Below are 20,700 nucleotides of genomic sequence, written 5' to 3'. Positions count from 1 at the left end.
CTCATAACCCAAAGGTCGCAGGTTCAAATCCTGTCCCCGCAACCAAGGTCCCGTGGTGTAGCGGTTAACATGCCTGCCTGTCACGCAGGAGATCGCGGGTTCGATTCCCGTCGGGACCGCCATTTTATACATACGCTTCAAAAGCGTCATTTTGAAAAATAACAAATGTGGCTCAGTAGCTCAGTTGGTAGAGCAAAGGACTGAAAATCCTTGTGTCGGCGGTTCGATTCCGTCCTGAGCCACCATTTATATGCCGGTGTAGCTCAATTGGTAGAGCAACTGACTTGTAATCAGTAGGTTGAGGGTTCAAGTCCTTTCGCCGGCATCCTTACTGGTGGGGTAGCGAAGTGGCTAAACGCGGCGGACTGTAAATCCGCTCCCTCCGGGTTCGGCGGTTCGAATCCGTCCCCCACCACCATTTAGGGGCATAGTTCAACGGTAGAATAGAGGTCTCCAAAACCTTTGGTGTGGGTTCGATTCCTACTGCCCCTGTATTTTCAAATAAATAATTACTGTGGCGGGCGTGGCGAAGTGGTTAACGCATCGGATTGTGATTCCGACATTCGGGGGTTCGATACCCCTCGTCCGCCCCATATTTTTAAAAGCATTAACAATCATTATTATACTATAAGTGATCATAACATGGCGGGCGTGGCGAAGTGGTTAACGCATCGGATTGTGATTCCGACATTCGGGGGTTCAATTCCCCTCGTCCGCCCCATTAGTGGGGTATAGCCAAGCGGTAAGGCAACGGACTTTGACTCCGTCACTCGTTGGTTCGAATCCAGCTACCCCAGTTAGTTTTGCGGAAGTAGTTCAGTGGTAGAATACGACCTTGCCAAGGTCGGGGTCGCGGGTTCGAATCCCGTCTTCCGCTCCACTATGTTGGCGGCATAGCCAAGCGGTAAGGCACGGGTCTGCAACACCCTTACCACCGGTTCGATTCCGGTTGCCGCCTTATAATTTTATATAATTACTTTACACGTGCCCGAGTGGTGGAATGGCAGACACGTCGCACTCAAAATGCGATGCCGCGAGGCGTGCCGGTTCAAGTCCGGCCTCGGGTATCACCAAGTCTTATTGTGTTAATTTGAGTAAGACCTATAGCATCTACAAACGTTGATATCATAACGTTCGTAGATGCTTTTTATTTTGAGTAAATACGACAGAACACGATGTGTTTTGGAAATCTTCATATTGGCATATTCTCAAAGATCTAAACTGCATCTTCTTTAACGTCTTCTCTCATTTCGTTCCACATGTGCAAAATGGACTTCCAACTTTTCTATACATTCGTTTGTCCAATTCATTCGCTGACATAGTTCATAGAAGTCCTTAGATTGGATTACATGCCGCTCAAAACATGTTAGCATGAGTGTAATGTTAAACATAGAAAAATATTTTAAATACATAATTAGGTTAATAATCTATTTAAATAGGTATCGTTTTATCATATATTTTGAAAAGAAAACAGCTATCTCAAAAGCGGATTTTTCCTGTAATAGCTTAGAATAAAAGTTCACTAGCAAAAGCGATTATATTTTTCAAAAATCAATAGTTACGCATATTAATTTTTTGGAGGGAGATTGGACACGACAATAATTGAAGTGAACGTCAATAAACTTATGACTTTTACAAAACACGTTTCAATCTTGCTTGATATAGCGTGATTATTTAGTATCTTTCTATAGTAAGAGGGATACAAAGCATTATTAACAGTAAAATCAGTTATGAGTTAAAAATGAGTACAAAAAAACATCTGCGTTCGCTAGAGTGGAGAGTATCCCAAACAACAAAGCGAAGTATACAGATGTACTGTCATGCTATCAAGCAATCGTGGGGATTACCATAGTTGAAATTGGTAAAACATTAATTGGCACCGTCTTGGTCAATGTCTTTTCACAGTATTTCTCTATTTATTTAAAGGTTTTTAAATTAACAATATTTTCAGCTTGTGAACCTTCTTCATATTTCTATTATGAAGGGTAGGATCATTGGTCTTCTTTTTGTTTGGGTATATAAGAATTTTTCAATTGACTTTTTTAGAGTATGTTTTAAGTCGTTTCGTTTATCCCCATTCGAGTGTCTTGATTCGTCAACGATCGTAATAACTAGCCGATTCACTTCATTTAAAATATTTTCCGCAGCCCGTTCATATACGAACCCACGGGAAATTATATCCGGATTTGAAATGATCTGTCCATCCGTTTTGCTTAGGGAAATCACAACAATCAACATTCCCTCCTCTGAAAGCAATTTACGATCACGTAATACAATTTTTCCCACGTCTCCAACACCTAGTCCATCCACGAAAACATTCCCAGCTTGTATCCGTCTGGTTTGACTAGCAACAGTATTCGTAATATCTACAACATCTCCATTGTTAATAATGAAGATGTTCTCACTTTTCACGCCAACCGATTCGGCTAATGTTCGATGTTGCTGAAGCATACGAAATTCACCATGAATGGGAATAAAATATGTTGGCTTCATCAAAGTGAGCATGAGTTTTAATTCTTCTTGGAAGGCATGTCCTGAGACATGCATACCCGATGCGCTACCGGATCCATAGATCACTTTGGCCCCTAAATGGAATAAATTATCGATGATGCGTGACACACTTTTTTCGTTACCAGGTATAGGGATTGAGGCCAGAATGACGGTATCTCCGGCCAATACAGATACTTGACGGTACGTTGAGGTGGATAAACGTGATAAAGCTGCCATAGGCTCACCTTGACTGCCTGTACATATAATAACAACCCTATCAGGTGCTATTCGCTTGATTTCATTTGTCTCTATCAAGGTGCCATCAGGTATTTTTAAGTATCCGAGTTCTGCCGCAACGGATACTATATTCACCATACTTCTTCCAAGCAACGCAACCTTTCGATTTGTTTTAAGAGCAGCATTAATGATTTGCTGAACACGATAAACGTTCGATGCAAATGTAGAGATAAATATCTTTTGGTCGGCCTTGCGAAATGCATCTTCAATATGTTCGCCAACGACGCGTTCAGATTGTGTGAAACCCGGGCGTTCAGCATTAGTACTTTCGGATATTAGAAGCAGGACTCCACGGTTCCCAATTTCGGTCATTTTATGAAAATCTGTATATTTCTCATTTATAGGTGTTAAATCAAATTTGAAGTCGCCTGTGTGTACCACAGTCCCTTCTGGTGTATGAATCGCAATACCCAAACAATCCGGTATACTATGATTTACATTGAAGAATGTCATGTTTAACCTACCCGCTTCGATGTTCGAATCCGCATTAATCTCATTAAGTTCCGTTACACGTTGAAGTCCGTGTTCTTTCAATTTCAATTTAATTAAACCAAGTGTCAATTTAGTCGCATACACGGGAATACTTAACTGTTTTAGTAAGTATGGAATACCACCGATATGATCTTCATGCCCATGAGTTACAATCAATGCACGAATTTTATCTTTGTTTTTTTGTAAATATGATATATCTTGAATAATTAAATCTACGCCTAATAAAGTTTCATCTGGGAACTTGGCACCACAGTCAATAATGATAATATCATTTTCATATTGGAGTACATACATATTTTTACCGATTTCATTTATACCACCTAGAGCAAAAATGGATAACATGCTATCTCCTATATTCAAAATAAAAACCTCCTAATAAGTTATTTCAATAAGTTCGACGTAGATTAAGTTCCTGTCGATTAAGATGCTCATAATAATGAATTTTATGTAGTATGGACAAAGGTGGTTTTACTCCGCTTATTTCTTATGTAGGAAGCGCATTTAGATTAGGAAGAAGAGAATTGGCAGAAGGTAATAGATAGGAAAGCGATTGAAGTAAGTTTAGCCCAGGAAGAATTAAGTGTCTGAATGACTAGAGTACGTAAAGTAATGATTCGCTATAAAAGGTAATCAAGAGAAGCCTATAGAGCTTTTATTAAATGCCTCCAAACAAGCATCGGAATTCAGTGGTTTGATGTAATTCAACTTGCCTTATTTAGGTGATGTGATCCAGTTTATAAAGTGAAGTTTGATAAAACGCTTGCCATTATTTCGGTCATTCGAAGGCCGTCAGCTTCTGGCTAGCTGTGTCCCGCTACTTTTTTATAATGAACAAATATGAAAATACCTGCTGTCTGTCATTTCGACAGGCAGCAGGCCATAGAGGAGAAATATGAAAGGATGTTACTCAGTAAGGGTTCATTGCCATGGACATGGTTGGTTATAGGTCATTGGTCAATGTGTAAAGGGTAACGAGTGATTGGTTTTAGCAAGTTTGTGTTCATATTCCCCACCCTATGCCTCAAAAAGGAGTCTCACCTTTTTGAGGTTAAAAGTAATTAGTGCCATCAAAGTTAAGAGTGATAGTGTAGTTTTTCATGTTGATGCGATTCGATAGTTGGTGTGCTGCTTTTTCAGCTTGCTGCGCGCGTAGACGATATTCTTCCGGATCAAACAATGCTACACGATAAATCGTCGTGGATTCGGCAAAACCATATTGTATTTCTTCTTTACTCGCTAAAGAGAACTGTTTATAGTATGAAGACTTTGCACGCAATTGGATAGCCAGTTCAATAGCTTCAACTAATGGTAGTTGTTTGTCTTCGAATTCTACTGTATGGGTACTGTTTGCTACGTAAATGAGATAGTCTAGTTTACGTTGATCTATTCTTACTTGTTCCATCTCAGCTTCTACATCTTCTAATTTCCGGCTGATTATAGGACGGGGTGCCCCTTTTTCTACTGTTATGAAAGCCACACGTTGTGCTTCTGTTTCTAATTCACGTATTTGCCTTGACAGAATACTTTTTAATTTAATTCCTTCGGCTAATGTAATATTCAAGATTACACCTCGTTTGTTAGTATAAAGTTAGGATTTTGACTATCCAATACAGAACTTCGATAGTCTCCACCGTTTATGCTAGTGAACATTTTACCGCAAGCTTCGGCTAACTGCCGAGCCTTGTCTTGATCCAATGAAGGACGAATAAAGAGTAATTGAATGATGTTTTCAGTTTCTTCGGTTACGGCTGTTCGTATAGAATCAATATACGGGCTACCGAACGGACTATAACCGTCGCTTAGGAGCAAGATGTCTTCAAAGGTATTGAATTGATTATTCAATCCTTCGTAGCCATCTCGCGCGGTGCCGACCGACAAAATAACATCACCGGCTATTTTATCAGCATCATAAATCACTGTTGGGATTTCGTATTGCAAGGAAAAGAACGTATTCAGATCTTCTGCACTATGGAAGGAAGATGTATAGTGACGGTCTTGGATCTGTTGTAAGAGTAACTGAAGAGCTGGCGGCTTAGTTGATGGGTCTGCTCCGAGAGTTGTCCAGATGGATTGCCATTCTGCTAAACCGTTGAAATCGGTAACATCTTTATCAAGTAGTTGGAAATAGAGTTGTTCTTGAAATAATTGTAGTCGCCCTTTTAGCATCTGAGGTGATGCAGAGACGATTGTTTTGTTATAATAGATTATGCCTAATTTGAAATCCGGAATTTTCGTAAATATAGAAGAATCAATAGTAAGTTGCATCAGTATCACCTACTTGTAATTTTATTTCATCTTATCATAAGGGAGGCGGGGAATGGTGAATGTCGCTCAGCTACAGCTTGAAATACGAACGTTTGCGGCGTCCATTGGAATAGACAAAATTGGTTTTACGACAGCAGCCCCGTTTGTAAAATTAAAGGATCGTCTGAAACAACAGCAACGATTGAATTATCAATCTGGTTTTGAGGAGCCGGATATAGAGAAGCGAACGGAGCCTTTATTATTACTGGATCAGGCAGAAAGTATTATTGCTATTGCAGTTGCATACCCATCGAAATTATCGGATAGTCCCCGTGGGAAAAAAGGGGAGCGCCGTGGTATATTTTGTAGGGCTTCATGGGGTGAAGATTACCATACAGTATTGCGTGACAAACTAGCACAGCTGGAATTATTTATTCTTACTAAGGTACCGGATGCGCGGCTTCGTTCTATGGTGGATACAGGAGAGCTGGTAGATCGCGCAGTAGCAGAACGTGCGGGTATTGGTTGGTCGGCTAAGAACTGTTCGATCATTACACCGGAGTTTGGATCGTACGTTTATCTAGGCGAGATGATTACGAATCTGCCATTTATACCAGATGAGCCGATGGAAGATCAATGTCTAGACTGTAATTTATGCTTGGATGTTTGTCCTACGGGTGCGATAATACAGCCGGGACAATTAAATGCCCAGCGTTGTATTGCATTTTTGACACAAACGAAGAAGCCTGTGCCTGAAGAATTCCGGCACAAGATTGGGAATCGCTTGTATGGCTGTGATACATGCCAAACGGTCTGTCCGAAAAACAAGGGAATGAATCATACACACCAACTAGCATTCACACCTGAGCCCGAGCTCGTTAAGCCTTTGTTACTGTCACTCTTGTCATTATCAAACCGGCAATTTAAGGAACAGTATGGCCATATGTCAGGTTCTTGGCGTGGAAAGAATCCCATTCAACGAAATGCACTGATTGCATTGGCTCATTTTAAAGATGAATCGGCGATACCAGAACTAACTAGATTAATAAAAGAAGACCCACGCCCCATGATTAGAGGAACAGCCGCATGGGCACTTGGGGAAATTGGCACGACGGAAGGGCATGAGGTGCTTAAAGAAGTGTTGCTCATTGAAGAAGATGAGTTTGTAATAAGTGAAATTACGCAAGCTATGGAACTGTTGCATATTAATTGAAAGAAGGTAGTAAGATGACGATTCACGTAGCATTATTTGAACCACAAATCCCCGCGAATACGGGAAATATTTCACGTACTTGTGCGGGCACCGATACGGCTCTCCATTTAATCAAGCCGCTTGGTTTTTCCACTGAGGATAAAATGCTGAAACGCGCTGGACTGGACTACTGGGAGCATGTTGATATTACGTATCACGAGGGAATTCAAGAGTTCCTAGACACCTATCCAGAAGGCGAGTTTTACTTTATTACAAAATTCGGAGAGACGAGCTATGATACGTTTGACTATTCGGATACCGACAAGGATATCTTCTTTGTGTTTGGCAAAGAAACTACCGGGTTGCCGAATGAAATAACGGATCAGTATAAAGAAAGTTGTTTACGCATTCCGATGAACGATGAGCATATCCGCTCATTGAACTTGTCGAATACTGCTGCAATTCTTATTTATGAAGCACTTCGTCAACAGCGTTTTGCACATTTAACGTAATGTATAAAAAAAGGGGATTGGCTCATGGCCAATCCCTTTTCTATTTTACTTCATTTGATTCGTTTTTGATTCGCCTGGCTTATTTTCATATCCGCCAGTCAAGATTGCAGATAAGAATGCAAAACAAACAGCAATAATTAGAATTAGTCTCATTGTTTGTACCTCCTATGAAATCAATAGTCCTTCTTACAGTATACCGTAAAAATTATATAAATGAAATAATCTTCGGCATTTTATGTGACAGGTTACTAACAAATCTTAATGAGGCAAGAAAAGCAATTGATAGGTGAACAATACGGCAAAGATATACATCAATAGTGGAACTTGTTTACCTTGTCCCTTTGTAATTTTCAGTAATGGGTATGTAATGAACCCAAGGGCGATACCTGTCGCAATACTGGATGTAAGCGGCATGGTCAAAATAACCAGAAATGCAGGGAACGATTCGTCAAATGAATCCCAGTCGATATTTTTTACCGCACCGATCATTAAACTACCCACAATAATCAAAGCAGGTGCTGTAATGGCCGCGACACCAGATAATGCGCTAACGATAGGACTGAAAAATGCTGCGGCTATGAATAGCACTGCAACTGTTAAAGTAGTCAACCCTGTACGCCCACCTACAGCTACGCCAGAGGACGACTCGACATAAGCGGATGTTGGGCTGGTTCCGACCATTGAGCCAACTGTAGCGGCCACTGAGTCGGCTAGAAGCGCATGACGAGCACGTGGTAAAGATTTGCCTTTCATAAGTCCAGCTTGCTTGGCTACCCCAATCATTGTTCCGGTTGTATCAAATAAAGTGACGAGTAGAAACGACAGGACAACACCGTATAAACCGTAAGAAATAACATCTTGCATCGCCAGTACTGGATTCCACACTAAAATACCTTCAGGCAAGTGGGGCATTTTCACAATACCATCGAACTGTAACTGCTTCGTAAAGAATGCGACAATACCTGTTGCAATCATTCCAATAAAAATAGCACCATAGACATTGCGGTTCATTAGAATAATGGTCACGAGCAATCCGAACAATGTCAGTAATACGGCAGGCGAGGTAAGTTCACCTAGCTGAACGATGTTGGACTCGTGGGGAACTACTAATCCCGATAAACGTAAACCAATAAATGCGATAAACAATCCGATTCCAGCAGTGATACCGTGTTTAAGATTTTCGGGAATTTCTTCAATTAGCTTTTCCCGGAAAGAAGTCATGGATAATAAGACAAAGATTAGACCAGCTATAAAGACTGCAGAAAAAGCTGTCAGGTAGTCGAGTTGACCGTCAGACCCAACTACAATGGAGGCAAAGTATGCATTCAATCCCATTCCGGGTGCAATAGCAATTGGATAGTTTGCGAATAAGGCCATCCAAAGCGTACCGATCACAGTCGCTATAATGGTGGCTAAAAATACTTGATCAAATGGGACACCGGCTTCGGATAAAATAATTGGATTGACGATGACGATATAGACCATCGTCAGGAAAGTTGTCATTCCTGCAAGTAATTCTGTTTTGACAGTCGTGTGATTTTTCTTTAATTGGAACACTGTGTATTCTCTCCTTATATTACGAACATAATAAAGTCCATAGACAATAATATTCGTTTTTTTAGAAGAAATCAACCTGTTATATCGAAAAAGCATTCGTAAATTCTGCGAAATAATGTACAATTGCACTAGGAGTTTATAGAGGAGGATTTTTCATGACAACAATTTTTGATCAGATGGTTATACTGAGCAACGGCGTGCAAATGCCACAGTTCGGTTTAGGAACCTATAAAATGACAGAACCTGAGCAAACCATTCAAGCTGTTGAGAAAGCGGTTTCAATGGGCTATCGAGCAATTGATACAGCATCTATTTATGAAAATGAACAAGCAGTGGGGGAAGCAATTCGTCACACCGGTATTGCGCGTGAAGACTTCTTTGTGACATCGAAAGTATGGAATGATAACCAAGGATATGATGAAACACTACGTGCATTTGAGCGTTCATTAACTAGATTGGATATGAATTATCTAGACTTATATTTGACACATTGGCCTGTTGCCAGCAGCTACGTAGATACATATCGCGCGATTGAAAGGCTATATGATGAAAAATTGATTCGATCAACAGGTGTTTCCAATCACCACGCGTCACATTTACAAGAGATATTTACGATTGCTAATATTCGTCCTATGGTAAATCAAATAGAACTCCATCCACGTCTAACTCAAGAGCCGTTACGTCTGTTTTGTAGGGAGCATCAAATTGCGGTAACGTCTTGGAGTCCTTTAGCTAGAGGTCAAATTCTTGAGGATGCAACACTCACTGCAATCGCCGCGCAACATGGGAAGACTGTAGCTCAGGTCATCATCAAATGGCATCTCCAAAATGGATTGATTGTTATTCCAAAGTCTGTGTCATTTGATCGTATTCAAGAAAATAGTGAAGTGGCTGATTTTGAATTGACACTTTCTGATATGGCGATGATTGATGCGTTAAACCGTGATGAACGGACAGGTACAGATCCAGATTCGTTTTAAGTGTATCTGTTAGGATAAAAGGGGGAAAGAGAATGGGGATATTTAGACGACAGCCGCAGAAACGCGTAATGGAAGACAAAACGATAATACAAACAGAACATGTTGAAGTGGAACAAACAGACACCCGACGTTACCAACAAGTAGAGACAGAATTGACTGCTGCAGTTGCACAACATGAAAAAGTGAATGCACAGCACAATGTCTTAGGTGAAGCAGTATCCAATATCGAGTCAAGTTTTCATGTAATACAGGAATTAAGTGAAAAAACGATGGTATCCTCTTTGCAGTTGCAAGAAAATGGTCATTCCTTAGAAGAAAAATCCATATACATGGTGGAAGAAGCGGAAACTGGCGCAGAAGATGTCCGATTGACCGCCCAAGTTATGAATGACTTAGGTATGCATATGGAAAAGTCGGAGAAAAGTATGTCGCAATTGAGTGATCGGTCTGTAGAAATTCAGTCGATTGTCGGTGTTATTGAAAACATTGCAGCGCAAACTAACTTACTAGCATTAAATGCTTCAATTGAGGCAGCAAGAGCAGGCGAGTATGGCAAAGGGTTTTCTGTCGTCGCACAGGAAGTACGAAAACTAGCGGAAAGCACATCTACCAGTACAAAGGATATCCAGCAGTTAACGAATTCTCTTAGAGAGGAAATAGTGCAAGCATTGGAAGCTACGAAGAAAAGCTCGAAGTTGATTGAACAAGGAGTAGCGGTTAGTGTACAGACTGCATCCAAGATTGATCATATCTTGGAGACTGTTCGAGAAAGTCAGCTTGATATTTCATCTATCGAAAAGATGATCGTGGAGCAAAATGAATTATCCGCACTGATGCAGAAGGAGTTGCAGAAGGCGAATTCGTTATTTTCATCAGCACATGAACTTATTGTAGAGCATATAGAGGATGCAAAAGAAGTCGATAAGCGCTTGGAAAGCGGTATTCAGCAGTTGTTAGTGAAATAATAAAATACAGATGTCCCGGAAGTCATCGTGCTACAGGTAATAAAACAGAGCTGTCTCAAGTGGTCTTTACGACCCTTGGGACAGCTCTGTTTTGTCTTATTCAGTCTCTATTACAATCATTTCTGACGTTATAGGATGTGTGAAAGCGACCTTTGTTGCGACTAGCTTATACGGTCCTCTCGACATCGTTTCGCTGCCGTATAGTTGATCGCCCACTACGGGGTGACCCATATGGGAAAAGTGGACGCGAATCTGATGTGTTCTTCCTGTTTCTAATCGGGCTTCGACAATTGTTGTATCAGGTTTACGTTCAAGTACCTTGAAATGCGTGACCGCGGATTGACCGGATGGTGATACTCTACGCTTTGTTGCATGATAGCGATCTTTACCGATTGGCATATTAATCGTGCCACGCGGTTTTCTTAGCTGGCCTTCAAGTTCAGCCGTATAATAGCGTTCGATTTGATTTTGTTCCAACATCCGGTCGAACATCGTTTTCGCTAGTGGATGTTTTGCGATAAGTAAAACTCCAGCTGTATGCTGATCCAATCGGTGGATATGCTCTGCATAGGTACCGCTCTTTGCTTCGATATAACCCATGACTTCGTTCATCAATGTGCCGGTACCAGGTAAGTGTTCCGGGTGTACGGACACCCCTGCAGGTTTGTGTACGGCAAGTATATGTTCGTCTTCCCATAGTACACGTAAGGAATTGAATGCTTCTGGTTTGTAGGCAGATTGTGCCTCAGTGAAACCGAAGACCAGTTCCGTGCCTTCCGGAAGGGGCTCTTTCCAATCCACTGGTTGTCCATCTGTATCCGTTACACTTTTATCCATGCGCATTTGGTGCACAGATTTCTTACCACCTTGCCATTGTTCTCTTAGTAGTTTTTCAATCGTCTCGCCAGGTTGTGTAGTCGTATAATGAAAACTTGTCATTTACGTAGTCTCCTTAGTTGCTTTCAAATTCTTCAAAGAATGCTCTAATTTGCTCGTCGGGCTGTGAACCAACTGTTCTGCCTTGTTCTTTACCATCTTTATAATGGACTAGTGTAGGCCATGCTGTAATATCGTATTCTGGTTTCATCTGATCTTCGTACTCGAGCAGGTTATACTGATAGACATGTACACCATATTCATCTGCAATTGGCATTAAACGCGGTGTCATATCCATGCAGTGCGGGCATTCCGGACTGAAATAATAAACAGTTGTCGGTTCACCGCTTTCAATTTTTTTGAAGATCTCTTCCGGAAGTGCCACGTTCTGATAACTTTCATTGTCTAATAAATCAATTGTAGATTGTTGTAGGTTATTTGTACCGTACGGATTGTCGGCGAGCTTTGTTTCATTGGATTTATTATTGAGGACGACGATTAAAATGAAGATCACGACAATAACTCCACCAATAGCTAGTAATTTTTTCAATGTGTTTCACTCCTTTGTTTGTTTCAAGATTACAAGACTTGCGATGAAAATAAAAGCAAATGCTATCAATGCAAGAAAAGGAATCGTAATGAAGCCGAAATAATTGATATATGTAGCAGTACAAGAGGCTCCGCTACATTCAGGAGCACTGTCTTGTAAGAAAGTCAGTTTCTGAATACCATAGTGGTAGAGAGAAATACAGCCTCCGATAAAAGCGAATGAAGCCGTAGTCCAGGCAATCGAAATGTTTTTCTGAATGAGTGCGATTAAACCAATCAATACAATAGGATACATGAAAATTCGTTGATACCAGCACATCGTACAAGGTATGTAACCTTTGATTTCAGAGAAATACAAAGAGCCAAGTAATGCGATGAATGCGACGGCCCATATCGAGAGAAGCCAGTTTTCCTGTTTTTTATTCATAGAGCATCTCCTTACCATTTAATAATAGATAAAAGCTTTCCCGTTTAGACGGGAAAGCTTTATTTAGACGAATCGGTAGCTTCATTGGTTGCAACTTCTGGAGGTTGCTTTTTTGCTTCTAGGTAAAGAATATGGTTGCCATCTACTTCTTTGACAGTAAACTCATATCCTTGTTCAATAATCTTTTCCCCCTGTATAGCTTCAAAGCGTTGATCCATGAACCAACCGCCGATGGTATCGATATCCTCTTCCAGTATTTCGATGTTCAATGCATGATTGACATTTTCAATCAGCATTTTGGCATCTAGAATATAGTGGTCTGTCCCAACAATCTGAAGTTCAGGAAGTTCATCCATATCGAATTCATCGCGGATCTCCCCAACAATTTCTTCTAAGATGTCTTCAATAGTGACCAGACCGGAAGTCCCTCCATATTCATCCAATAGAATAGCCATATGAATACGTTCGCGTTGGATCTTCAAGAGTAATTCCCCAATTGGGATCGTTTCGATGACTCGGATAATCGGTTGCATATAATTAATGACTGATTTACTACCATTTGACGGATCTTTAATATAGGCCGTCAGCAAATGTTTCATGTTGATCAGTCCGATGACGTGATCTTTATCTCCGTCGATAATTGGATAACGAGTAAACTGTTCAACGCCTAGTAATTCAAACACCTCGGATAATGTCATTTCTTTATCGACTGTCATCATTTCTGTTCGTGGTAGCATAATTTCCTTTGCGACTCGATCATCAAACTCAAAAATACGATTGACGTATTTAAACTCAGCTTGATTAATTTCACCGCTTCGCAAACTATCAGATAAAATAATACGCAATTCTTCCTCTGTATGACCTACTTCCAATTCGGAAATGGATTTGAAGCCTAGCAATCGTGTAACAAGACGTGCCGATCCGTTCATTCCTTTAATGATCGGGTACATAAGACGGTAAAATAGATTAAGTGGGACGGCAAGGGACAAGGATAATTCTTCCGCCTTGTGCAATGCGATGGTCTTTGGAGCTAGTTCCCCTACCACGACATGCAAATAGGTGACGATCGCTAAAGCGAAGGTGAATGAAAGAATGGTTTCGATATGGGCATCAAGTATAAACATGTCAAAAACGGGAGCTAGCATCATGCGGACTGTTGGTTCCCCGAGCATGCCTAGGCCAAGTGCCGAAATCGTAATTCCGAGCTGACAAGCGGATAAATATTCATCTAAATTATCGGCAATTTTTTTTGAAAGAACCGCACGTTGATTACCTTCGACGATTAATTGGTCGAGACGTGATGAACGGACTTTCACGATTGCGAATTCACACGCAACAAAAAAAGCGGTGATTGCGATCAAGGCAGCAAATGCTGCCAATCGTATGGCAATATCCAAATAATAGCTTCGCGCTTAACCCGGATGGGGGAAAAGAACAAAGCGTACACCTCCTGTAAAGTAAAGTTAGTTATCTTTTATAATAATTTATTTAAAGAGAAATTACAATTCGATTTGCTTGCAGAATGAAAAAAACGTATTGGAGGTACGTAATGTGTCGATATAAAGAATGAAGAGGAACATGGTAACACCGCTACATGAAGAGACCCAAATCTATTTACAATCACTTTTTTGAACGTTATAAATACTTTTTAAAAAAACTGAAGATCATGTCCTATACGTAAGGGAGATGTCTTCAGTCTTCTGCAATATTTTTACTCACCGTATTTTGGCTGGGTTTCTTTAAATGCGTTTTGCTCGTTGGGGATGTGGCTTTTGTCTTCAAAGACATTTTCAGTTTTTTGGTTTTGTACTTTCAACCGCTCTTTTTCTAACTGTTGTTTGCCCTTTGATTGTTCTCTACCCATAAAAGCACCTCCTCTAGTTAGAGGATGGTCGATTTAGATGGATCTCATTCATAAACGTGGAAAGTCATGAGATCATGGACCAGTAGGACGATCTTTTCTTCATCTGGCGGTGTAGCATTTGTCCAGTTGATCGTGCCGTCTTTATGGTAATCACCTTTATATTGTTTGTTTTGGTAATAAAATGAGATAGTCCAACCCGGTAGATCAGTATCTTCAAACATTTTTTTATAACTGAAGTGTTGTAGCATCTTGTTTTCTCCTTTATTGTTCCATTAGTGATATCCTGTTCGTTCATTTCATAAACTGACCAAAAGGACGAAAGGATGAGTGTGTGTTTGTTACTCAACTACGTAATGCGATTGAGGAAAAGTATAAATCATATTTTTATTATAAGTCCATGTACCAGCTGACGAATGATTTGTTATGGCAGGAATTCATTCGCCATGCGTATGAGGATGAAAAAAGTCATTACGAGATGTTCCAGCAGCTTCATTATATAATGACAAAAGAGTTTGTGCCGAATCCGAAAAAGCCAGCGCCTTGTACGAATTTGAAAGAATCAGCTAAAAATGCGCTAGTTAATGAACTTGAAGCAGTGGAACAGTGTAAGGAACTGTTTTTGACGATTCCTTTTGAAGAGGCATATGATCCGATTTTTATCGCTTTACATGATGATATGGAGCATGCTATTCGAATGTCTACCATATTCAATGGAGTAAATTAAATCAAACATCGAAAGAAAAGTCTTTGAAATAATTGGCACCTTCAAGCATTCGAACCCCATACCAGAACATTTCTCCGTCAATTAGTTGAATCGTTGTATCAGGTAACATTTCCTGGAACTGAATTTGCTGTTTTTCCTTAAATGGATAGGGTTCAGAGGATAGCAATACTAAGTCCAGATGAGCTTCCTTAAATTGTTCTTCCGTTACAGCTGGATAGCGGTCAGATGATTCCGCGAAAGGTGTGATGAAACCGAGTTTTTGTAATAACGAGTTGATATAGGTGTCTTTGCCGACAACCATATACGGCTTTTGCCAAATGACATAAGCAACTCGTGCAGCAGGGAGTGTGGGGAGCGTCGTGAATGCTTGCTTGATTTCCGCGACAAGCGATTTTGATTGTTGCTCATGATCAGTCAACGATCCCATATCTGTAATCATTCTATAAGCTTGTTCGATCGTCTGCACTTCCGCTACATATACCGGATAGAACTCGGAAAGAATTTCGACCATCTCTTTTGTGTTTTCTTCTTTTTCCATAATAATTAAATCAGGCTGTACTTCATGTATCTTTTCCAACTTCAAATCTTTCGTTCCTGCGACTGCGGGAACGTTCTTAACCTGTTCAGGATATATACAATACCTTGTGCGTCCAACAATTTCTTTTCCAAGTCCAATTCCGAATAAAGTTTCTGTAATACCAGGACATAATGTGACGATTCGTTTGGGTGGGAAATTATACACAACGGTTCTTCCTAAGTGGTCGATAATTTCTTTTTTCAATGAAATGATTGCCTCCTTTAATGGTATGTGAAAACATAGGATTGTGGTATGTAATACTCTACTTGCAACGTACCTGAACTGCTATCAAATGTAAAGTCAGAAATCTCCGCCTCTAATTGCTTTTCATTCAGCTGGTTTTTGTTATAATTGGAACGAAGATCAAGTGGAATAAGGTGAAGCGATTGAAAATAGTACTAACTATTTTGTTCATGGCGTTTATTGGCGCATTGATTGGTGGAGTAACGAATCATCTGGCGATCAAGATGCTGTTTAGGCCACATGAGGCAAAATACATTGGAAAAACACGTTTGCCGTTTACACCCGGCTTGATTCCGAAGCGCCGAAATGAATTGGCGACTCAGCTTGGAAAAACAGTGACAAATTATTTGCTGACACCTGACCTATTTCGGAAAAAGATGTTGACTCCTGGAATGGAAAAGCGTGTAGAGACATTTATCCAAAGTCAAATGGATAAATACATCCTGCAATCAGATAAGACCTTGAACGATTGGCTCAAGCTTGCGGGTGCCGACAAACTTCCAGAACAAGTGGAAGACAAGTTGATCACATTGATTGATCAACAATTGTATGAGATGAAAGTTAAAGTAACAACAGGTACAGTGGAGGAAGTTATGCCGCTTCGTTGGCAACAACAAATCGAAGAGAGAATTCCTTTAGCCTCTGACTTCGTATTACTTCGTGCAAGTCAATTTGTGGATTCAGCAGAAGGAAGACTGACATTCCAAAAGTTGATTGATGATTTCTTGGCTTCAAAAGGAACATTTGGTGGCATGCTCAATATGTTTTTTGGAGAATCGGAGTCGCTGGTCGGCAAGGTTCAACGGGAAGCATTGAGATTTATAGAAGCGCCTGGAACAAAAGAGTTATTAGATAAACTGATTTGGAAAGAGTGGCAAAATGTTCAGCAACAACCAATGGAACAGTTGACGTCTGGATTCGACTTTGATAGTGTGTTTGCTTCAGTGAAAAAGTATGCACTGGATCAATTGGCACTACAAGAAAGACTCGATCACAGTTTGTCACATTATTGGCCACAAGGATCCACATGGACGGCTAACAATGTGACACCACAAATTGTCAAATTTTTATTCACACAGGCTGAAGCGCACCTTGAACAATCATTAAGAAAGCTAAAACTTGATGAGCTGGTGAAAGAGCAAGTAGACACGTTCCCTGTGGCTGTTCTAGAAGATCTAGTTCTCGGCATTTCACGCAGAGAGTTTAAAATGATTACGGTTCTGGGCGCATTTCTTGGTGGTATCATAGGAATTGTGCAAGGAGTTATTGCACTTATATTAAATGGATAGTAGGAGGAGATAGTATGTCAGTAAACATTTATGATGATATGAACAAATTGGAATCTACTTTACGTAAAACAGATGAGTATGTAGCGGTGAAAACAGCAATGGCCGATGTGAAAGGTGACGAACAAGCTCTTGCATTGTTCGAAAGCTTCCGCGAAATCCAAATGAATTTACAACAGAAACAAATGGCTGGTGAAGAGATTGAAGGAGATGAGCTTGAGCACGCACAGAAAACAGCGCAACTTGCTCAAGAAAACCCGAAAATCTTGGCTATGCTGACTGCTGAAATGAAGCTTAGCGAATTGATTGAAGAAGTAAACCGTGTAGTATTGAAACCGATTCAAGATTTATATGAAGGCTTTAATTAATAGATACATCGAAACCGGCCTTGGCCGGTTTTTTTTAACAGATGGAGAGTAGGAGAAAATCATGCAACAATTACATGTAAATCAACAATTCCCCCAAGATTGGATACGAATGTTTACACACTTGGCCAATTTATTTTTTGAACAGTCTAAAATAGTTACGGAACAGACAGATGATACAGCAATTGAATTACGGTTTACCGAGGAATACGAAGAATCACCAAGTGTAACGGTGAATATTCAATGGCAAGGTAAGCAGTATACGTCGCGTTTTGCCGAAGAGGTAAAGGAAATAAAAGAACGCGGGCAAATACGTCAGCGTAAAAGAATGTATTCCCACGTATTGCTAGATGCGCTAGAACAAGCAACTGGAATGAATCAAGAGTGGGGGATCCTAACGGGAATCCGACCTACAAAGTTGTATCATATGTATCGTCAAGATGGCCATACGGTTGCGGAAGCAAAGCAGCTACTTCAGCAACGGCATAGGGTATCCGTACGAAAAAGTGAATTGATTGCAGAAATTGCAGACGTTCAACTGAATGCATTGCCAGATTTGTATTCATTAAAAGAACAAGTGAGTATATATATTGGCATACCGTTTTGTCCAACAAAATGTGCGTATTGCACGTTCCCAGCCTATGCAATTCATCGAAAAAGTGGACGAGTGGAAACATTCCTAGACGGCTTGCATGAAGAAATGCGTGCAATGGGTAAATGGTTAAAAGAGCGTGATATTCGTATAACGACAATTTATTTTGGCGGCGGAACACCCACGTCTATTGAAGCAGATGAAATGGATGCACTTTATCAAACGATGATGGACTCATTCCCTTATATGGAACATGTTCGTGAAGTGACGGTGGAAGCCGGGCGTCCTGATACGATTACGGTACCGAAACTCGAAGTACTGAAGAAGTGGGGCATAGATCGAATCAGTGTCAATCCACAGTCCTATACGGATGAAACATTGAAAGCAATCGGCCGTCATCACACGGTACAGGAAACAATCGATAAATATTGGTTGTCCCGAGAGCAAGGAATGCGCAATATTAATATGGACTTAATCATCGGTTTGCCGAATGAAGGTCTTGAAGAATTCGAACACTCATTGGCTGAAACAGAAAAGATGCAGCCGGAATCTTTGACCATCCATACTTTGTCGTTCAAGCGTGCTTCTGAAATGACACGGAATAAGGACAAGTACCAAGTGGCGGATCGGGAATCTGTAGGAAAAATGATGACACGCGGAGAAGAATGGTCGCGCGATAACGGCTATATACCCTACTATCTATACCGCCAGAAAAACATTTTAGGAAATCTTGAAAATGTCGGTTATTCCAAACCAGGTGAAGAAAGTCTTTATAACATATTGATCATGGAAGAAGCACAGACCATTATCGGTTTAGGTTGCGGAGCTTCAAGCAAGTTCATGGAACCGGCAACTGGCAAGCTGACGCAATTCCATAACCCAAAAGAACCTGGCGCCTATATAGTAGGGTTTGAAGAGGCCATAGATAAGAAAATAGCGTATTTGGAAGAGTTATTTCCGTCTTCAGAAACAATAAAATAATACGGATTCCCTCGTCATACTAGATGGGGGAATTTTTTTGTTAAAGTTATGCAAATGCTCAGGTAATTGTGTATAATGTAATGAATGAACAACCATTCATATAGAGGGGGATTTGATTTTGACAAAGCAGATCAAAGTGGAAATTGAAGGAAGACTAGCGACAGTAACCTTTAACCAACCTGAAGTAATGAACGCGATGGACGGAGTTATGATGAAAGAATTGGCAGATACTGTAGATCAACTAAAAGACAATTCATCCGTACATGTCGTACTGTTCAGGGGAGCAGGTCGAGCATTTTCTTCAGGTGGAAATGTCAAGGCGATGCTCGACCCGGGTAGCCCAAGCAAAATGGAAGATATTATGGTCGACTTATCCAGATTGGCATTGTCTATGTATAGCATGCCGCAAATCACAATCGCATCTGTACACGGTGCAGCAGCTGGGCTTGGATGCAGTATCGCAATTGCATGCGATGTTGTCATTGCGGAAGAATCCAGTAAAATTGCAATGAACTTTATCGGCATCGGGCTCGTTCCAGACGGTGGGGGCCACTTCTTCCTGAAAGAACGTGTTGGTTCAACCAGGGCTAAACAACTCATTTGGTCCGGGAAAGTACTGGATGGAAAAAGTGCAATGCATATCGGACTCGTTGATGAAGCGGTAGCAGACGGAGAAGCGTGGAATACGGCTCAACAACGTGCGCAAGTTATCCTACACTCCCCAACAGCTTCCATGGCCGCAACAAAGAAAATACTCCATGCAACAGGCATCGCCGAACTCGAGAAAATCTTGAAGCTTGAAGGCGAAGCACAAGTAGCTATGCGCTCAACTACTGATCATCGCGAAGGCGTACAGGCATTTATTGAAAAGAGAAAACCGAGCTTCACAGGCCAATAAATGGAAAGAAGACGTGCCATGAAAACTGCGCGTCTCGTTTATATCTATAATCATTTTTTGTAGAATTATTGATACTTAGCGGCTGTTTCTCTCCATGAGAAATAGCCTTTTTCTATAGCACGCAATAGTAACTCCGCTGAAGCTAAATTCGTAGCGAGAGGTATACCATAGACGTCACATAATCGAAGTAAGGCGCTCACATCAGGTTCATGTGGCTGTGCAGTCAACGGATCACGGAAAAATAAAATTAAATCTAGCTTACCCGTTGCGATCATGGCACCTATCTGTTGATCACCACCGAGTGGACCCGACATGAGTCGTGTGACAGAAAGATCGGTTTCCTTCATGATGCGTAATCCTGTTGTGCCCGTTGCGTAAAGAGTATGTTTAGCAAAAATCTGCTCGTAAGCAATTGTGAAATTGACTAATTCAGCCTTTTTTTCATCATGCGCAATCAAAGCAATGTTCAAACGAGTCACTTCCTTCTACGAATTCTTGACGACCATAGCGTATCACAAAATTCTGAAAAAATCTTGTGCCATTTGTATAAAAATTTGTAACTGTGCGCAATACAATATCCCTCTGTTCA

General features: G+C 40.7%; 21 protein-coding genes and 11 tRNA genes. 20 read left to right on the top strand and 12 right to left on the bottom strand.

What is annotated here, in order from left to right:
* The first annotated feature begins 46 nt into the window (after positions 1-46).
* From CSV75_RS15320 to CSV75_RS15270, 11 genes are all read left to right on the top strand, one after another.
* Positions 47-122 (top strand) — tRNA-Asp (locus CSV75_RS15320).
* Positions 123-169: 47 nt separating this feature from the next.
* A tRNA-Phe gene (locus tag CSV75_RS15315) sits at positions 170-245 on the top strand.
* Positions 246-252: 7 nt separating this feature from the next.
* Positions 253-325 (top strand) — tRNA-Thr (locus tag CSV75_RS15310).
* 8 nt (positions 326-333) lie between these two features.
* A tRNA-Tyr gene (locus CSV75_RS15305) sits at positions 334-418 on the top strand.
* A 3-nt stretch (positions 419-421) separates the two neighbouring features.
* Positions 422-492 (top strand) — tRNA-Trp (locus CSV75_RS15300).
* A gap of 25 nt (positions 493-517) precedes the next feature.
* Positions 518-593, top strand: a tRNA-His gene (locus CSV75_RS15295).
* 52 nt (positions 594-645) lie between these two features.
* Positions 646-721, top strand: a tRNA-His gene (locus CSV75_RS15290).
* 4 nt (positions 722-725) lie between these two features.
* A tRNA-Gln gene (locus CSV75_RS15285) sits at positions 726-797 on the top strand.
* Positions 798-805: 8 nt separating this feature from the next.
* Positions 806-880: transfer RNA gene (locus tag CSV75_RS15280), tRNA-Gly, on the top strand.
* 7 nt (positions 881-887) lie between these two features.
* Positions 888-958 (top strand) — tRNA-Cys (locus CSV75_RS15275).
* Between the two features lie 28 nt (positions 959-986).
* Positions 987-1,067 (top strand) — tRNA-Leu (locus CSV75_RS15270).
* A gap of 898 nt (positions 1,068-1,965) precedes the next feature.
* On the opposite strand, the gene CSV75_RS15265 is transcribed toward CSV75_RS15270, so the two are convergent.
* The 3 genes from CSV75_RS15265 to CSV75_RS15255 all read right to left on the bottom strand — a co-directional run bounded on the left by CSV75_RS15265 (position 1,966) and on the right by CSV75_RS15255 (position 5,544).
* Complete coding sequence (locus CSV75_RS15265) at positions 1,966-3,621, bottom strand: ribonuclease J (RefSeq protein WP_099676518.1); 1,656 nt, start codon at positions 3,619-3,621, stop codon at positions 1,966-1,968.
* Between the two features lie 706 nt (positions 3,622-4,327).
* Positions 4,328-4,843, bottom strand: coding sequence for a hypothetical protein (locus CSV75_RS15260; protein WP_099676511.1), 516 nt, complete (start codon positions 4,841-4,843; stop codon positions 4,328-4,330).
* Positions 4,843-5,544 (bottom strand): B3/B4 domain-containing protein, encoded by a 702-nt coding sequence (locus tag CSV75_RS15255; RefSeq protein ID WP_099676510.1) that lies wholly within the window; start codon positions 5,542-5,544, stop codon positions 4,843-4,845. Before CSV75_RS15255 ends, CSV75_RS15260 begins: the two co-directional genes overlap by 1 nt.
* 55 nt (positions 5,545-5,599) lie before the next feature.
* On the opposite strand from CSV75_RS15255, the gene queG reads away from it, so the two are divergent.
* Entirely contained in the window at positions 5,600-6,736 is a 1,137-nt protein-coding gene (queG, locus tag CSV75_RS15250; RefSeq protein WP_099676517.1) for a tRNA epoxyqueuosine(34) reductase QueG, read from the top strand.
* A gap of 14 nt (positions 6,737-6,750) precedes the next feature.
* Positions 6,751-7,227, top strand: a complete 477-nt coding sequence (gene trmL, locus CSV75_RS15245) for a tRNA (uridine(34)/cytosine(34)/5-carboxymethylaminomethyluridine(34)-2'-O)-methyltransferase TrmL (protein WP_099676509.1) — start codon at positions 6,751-6,753, stop codon at positions 7,225-7,227.
* 258 nt (positions 7,228-7,485) lie between these two features.
* Here trmL and CSV75_RS15240 read toward each other — a convergent pair whose 3' ends face one another.
* Positions 7,486-8,784, bottom strand: coding sequence for an NCS2 family permease (locus CSV75_RS15240; protein WP_099630605.1), 1,299 nt, complete (start codon positions 8,782-8,784; stop codon positions 7,486-7,488).
* Positions 8,785-8,939: 155 nt separating this feature from the next.
* Between CSV75_RS15240 and CSV75_RS15235 the strand changes: the two genes are divergently transcribed.
* Positions 8,940-9,764 carry an aldo/keto reductase gene (locus CSV75_RS15235; RefSeq protein WP_099676508.1) on the top strand — a complete coding sequence of 275 codons (825 nt, stop codon included), beginning with the start codon at positions 8,940-8,942 and terminating at the stop codon, positions 9,762-9,764.
* Positions 9,765-9,796: 32 nt separating this feature from the next.
* Positions 9,797-10,729, top strand: coding sequence for a methyl-accepting chemotaxis protein (locus CSV75_RS16605; RefSeq protein ID WP_099676507.1), 933 nt, complete (start codon positions 9,797-9,799; stop codon positions 10,727-10,729).
* A 96-nt stretch (positions 10,730-10,825) separates the two neighbouring features.
* Here CSV75_RS16605 and CSV75_RS15225 read toward each other — a convergent pair whose 3' ends face one another.
* The 6 genes from CSV75_RS15225 to CSV75_RS15205 form a co-directional block, all read right to left on the bottom strand.
* Positions 10,826-11,668 (bottom strand): RluA family pseudouridine synthase, encoded by an 843-nt coding sequence (locus CSV75_RS15225; protein WP_099676506.1) that lies wholly within the window; start codon positions 11,666-11,668, stop codon positions 10,826-10,828.
* A 13-nt stretch (positions 11,669-11,681) separates the two neighbouring features.
* The gene (locus CSV75_RS15220; protein WP_099676505.1) at positions 11,682-12,155 is read right to left on the bottom strand and encodes a thioredoxin family protein; all 474 of its coding nucleotides are present in this window, start codon (positions 12,153-12,155) and stop codon (positions 11,682-11,684) included.
* 6 nt (positions 12,156-12,161) lie between these two features.
* Positions 12,162-12,581 (bottom strand): disulfide oxidoreductase, encoded by a 420-nt coding sequence (locus CSV75_RS15215; protein WP_099676504.1) that lies wholly within the window; start codon positions 12,579-12,581, stop codon positions 12,162-12,164.
* Between the two features lie 59 nt (positions 12,582-12,640).
* Positions 12,641-13,978: a hemolysin family protein gene (locus CSV75_RS15210; protein WP_199171381.1), complete on the bottom strand. Its 1,338-nt coding sequence runs from the start codon at positions 13,976-13,978 to the stop codon at positions 12,641-12,643.
* Positions 13,979-14,292: 314 nt separating this feature from the next.
* Complete coding sequence (locus tag CSV75_RS16360) at positions 14,293-14,445, bottom strand: hypothetical protein (protein WP_158231679.1); 153 nt, start codon at positions 14,443-14,445, stop codon at positions 14,293-14,295.
* Between the two features lie 44 nt (positions 14,446-14,489).
* Positions 14,490-14,693: a YheE family protein gene (locus CSV75_RS15205; protein ID WP_099676503.1), complete on the bottom strand. Its 204-nt coding sequence runs from the start codon at positions 14,691-14,693 to the stop codon at positions 14,490-14,492.
* Between the two features lie 83 nt (positions 14,694-14,776).
* Here CSV75_RS15205 and CSV75_RS15200 point away from each other — a divergent pair, with 83 nt between their 5' ends.
* Positions 14,777-15,169, top strand: coding sequence for a ferritin family protein (locus CSV75_RS15200; RefSeq protein WP_099630611.1), 393 nt, complete (start codon positions 14,777-14,779; stop codon positions 15,167-15,169).
* Between the two features lies 1 nt (position 15,170).
* On the opposite strand, the gene CSV75_RS15195 is transcribed toward CSV75_RS15200, so the two are convergent.
* The gene (locus CSV75_RS15195; protein ID WP_099676502.1) at positions 15,171-15,950 is read right to left on the bottom strand and encodes a helical backbone metal receptor; all 780 of its coding nucleotides are present in this window, start codon (positions 15,948-15,950) and stop codon (positions 15,171-15,173) included.
* A gap of 173 nt (positions 15,951-16,123) precedes the next feature.
* Between CSV75_RS15195 and CSV75_RS15190 the strand changes: the two genes are divergently transcribed.
* From CSV75_RS15190 to CSV75_RS15175, 4 genes are all read left to right on the top strand, one after another.
* Complete coding sequence (locus CSV75_RS15190; RefSeq protein ID WP_099676501.1) at positions 16,124-17,278, top strand: DUF445 domain-containing protein; 1,155 nt, start codon at positions 16,124-16,126, stop codon at positions 17,276-17,278.
* 14 nt (positions 17,279-17,292) lie between these two features.
* Positions 17,293-17,643: a YlbF/YmcA family competence regulator gene (locus CSV75_RS15185; protein WP_099673783.1), complete on the top strand. Its 351-nt coding sequence runs from the start codon at positions 17,293-17,295 to the stop codon at positions 17,641-17,643.
* Positions 17,644-17,704: 61 nt separating this feature from the next.
* The gene (locus CSV75_RS15180; RefSeq protein ID WP_099676500.1) at positions 17,705-19,213 is read left to right on the top strand and encodes a coproporphyrinogen III oxidase; all 1,509 of its coding nucleotides are present in this window, start codon (positions 17,705-17,707) and stop codon (positions 19,211-19,213) included.
* 112 nt (positions 19,214-19,325) lie between these two features.
* On the top strand, positions 19,326-20,111 hold the full coding sequence (locus CSV75_RS15175) for an enoyl-CoA hydratase (protein ID WP_099676499.1): 786 nt from the start codon (positions 19,326-19,328) through the stop codon (positions 20,109-20,111).
* 65 nt (positions 20,112-20,176) lie between these two features.
* Here CSV75_RS15175 and mgsA read toward each other — a convergent pair whose 3' ends face one another.
* Positions 20,177-20,581 (bottom strand): methylglyoxal synthase, encoded by a 405-nt coding sequence (gene mgsA, locus CSV75_RS15170; RefSeq protein WP_199171380.1) that lies wholly within the window; start codon positions 20,579-20,581, stop codon positions 20,177-20,179.
* Between the last annotated feature and the right edge of the window lie 119 nt (positions 20,582-20,700).

It is taken from the genome of Sporosarcina sp. P18a (assembly GCF_002743135.1).
Classification (GTDB): Bacteria; Bacillota; Bacilli; order Bacillales_A; family Planococcaceae; genus Sporosarcina.
The sequence above is the reverse complement of the archived record's forward strand: the minus strand, read 5'-3'. Positions and strand labels throughout refer to the sequence as shown.

Excerpts from the sequence above, each read along its gene's own strand:
- CSV75_RS15265 (WP_099676518.1), bottom strand. The coding sequence starts at position 3,621 with ATGTTATCCATTTTTGCTCTAGGTGGTATAAATGAAATCGGTAAAAAT.
- CSV75_RS15255 (WP_099676510.1), bottom strand. The coding sequence starts at position 5,544 with ATGCAACTTACTATTGATTCTTCTATATTTACGAAAATTCCGGATTTC.
- trmL (WP_099676509.1), top strand. The coding sequence starts at position 6,751 with ATGACGATTCACGTAGCATTATTTGAACCACAAATCCCCGCGAATACG.
- CSV75_RS15235 (WP_099676508.1), top strand. The coding sequence starts at position 8,940 with ATGACAACAATTTTTGATCAGATGGTTATACTGAGCAACGGCGTGCAA.
- CSV75_RS16605 (WP_099676507.1), top strand. The coding sequence starts at position 9,797 with ATGGGGATATTTAGACGACAGCCGCAGAAACGCGTAATGGAAGACAAA.
- CSV75_RS15225 (WP_099676506.1), bottom strand. The coding sequence starts at position 11,668 with ATGACAAGTTTTCATTATACGACTACACAACCTGGCGAGACGATTGAA.
- CSV75_RS15215 (WP_099676504.1), bottom strand. The coding sequence starts at position 12,581 with ATGAATAAAAAACAGGAAAACTGGCTTCTCTCGATATGGGCCGTCGCA.
- CSV75_RS16360 (WP_158231679.1), bottom strand. The coding sequence starts at position 14,445 with ATGGGTAGAGAACAATCAAAGGGCAAACAACAGTTAGAAAAAGAGCGG.
- CSV75_RS15205 (WP_099676503.1), bottom strand. The coding sequence starts at position 14,693 with ATGCTACAACACTTCAGTTATAAAAAAATGTTTGAAGATACTGATCTA.
- CSV75_RS15185 (WP_099673783.1), top strand. The coding sequence starts at position 17,293 with ATGTCAGTAAACATTTATGATGATATGAACAAATTGGAATCTACTTTA.
- CSV75_RS15180 (WP_099676500.1), top strand. The coding sequence starts at position 17,705 with ATGCAACAATTACATGTAAATCAACAATTCCCCCAAGATTGGATACGA.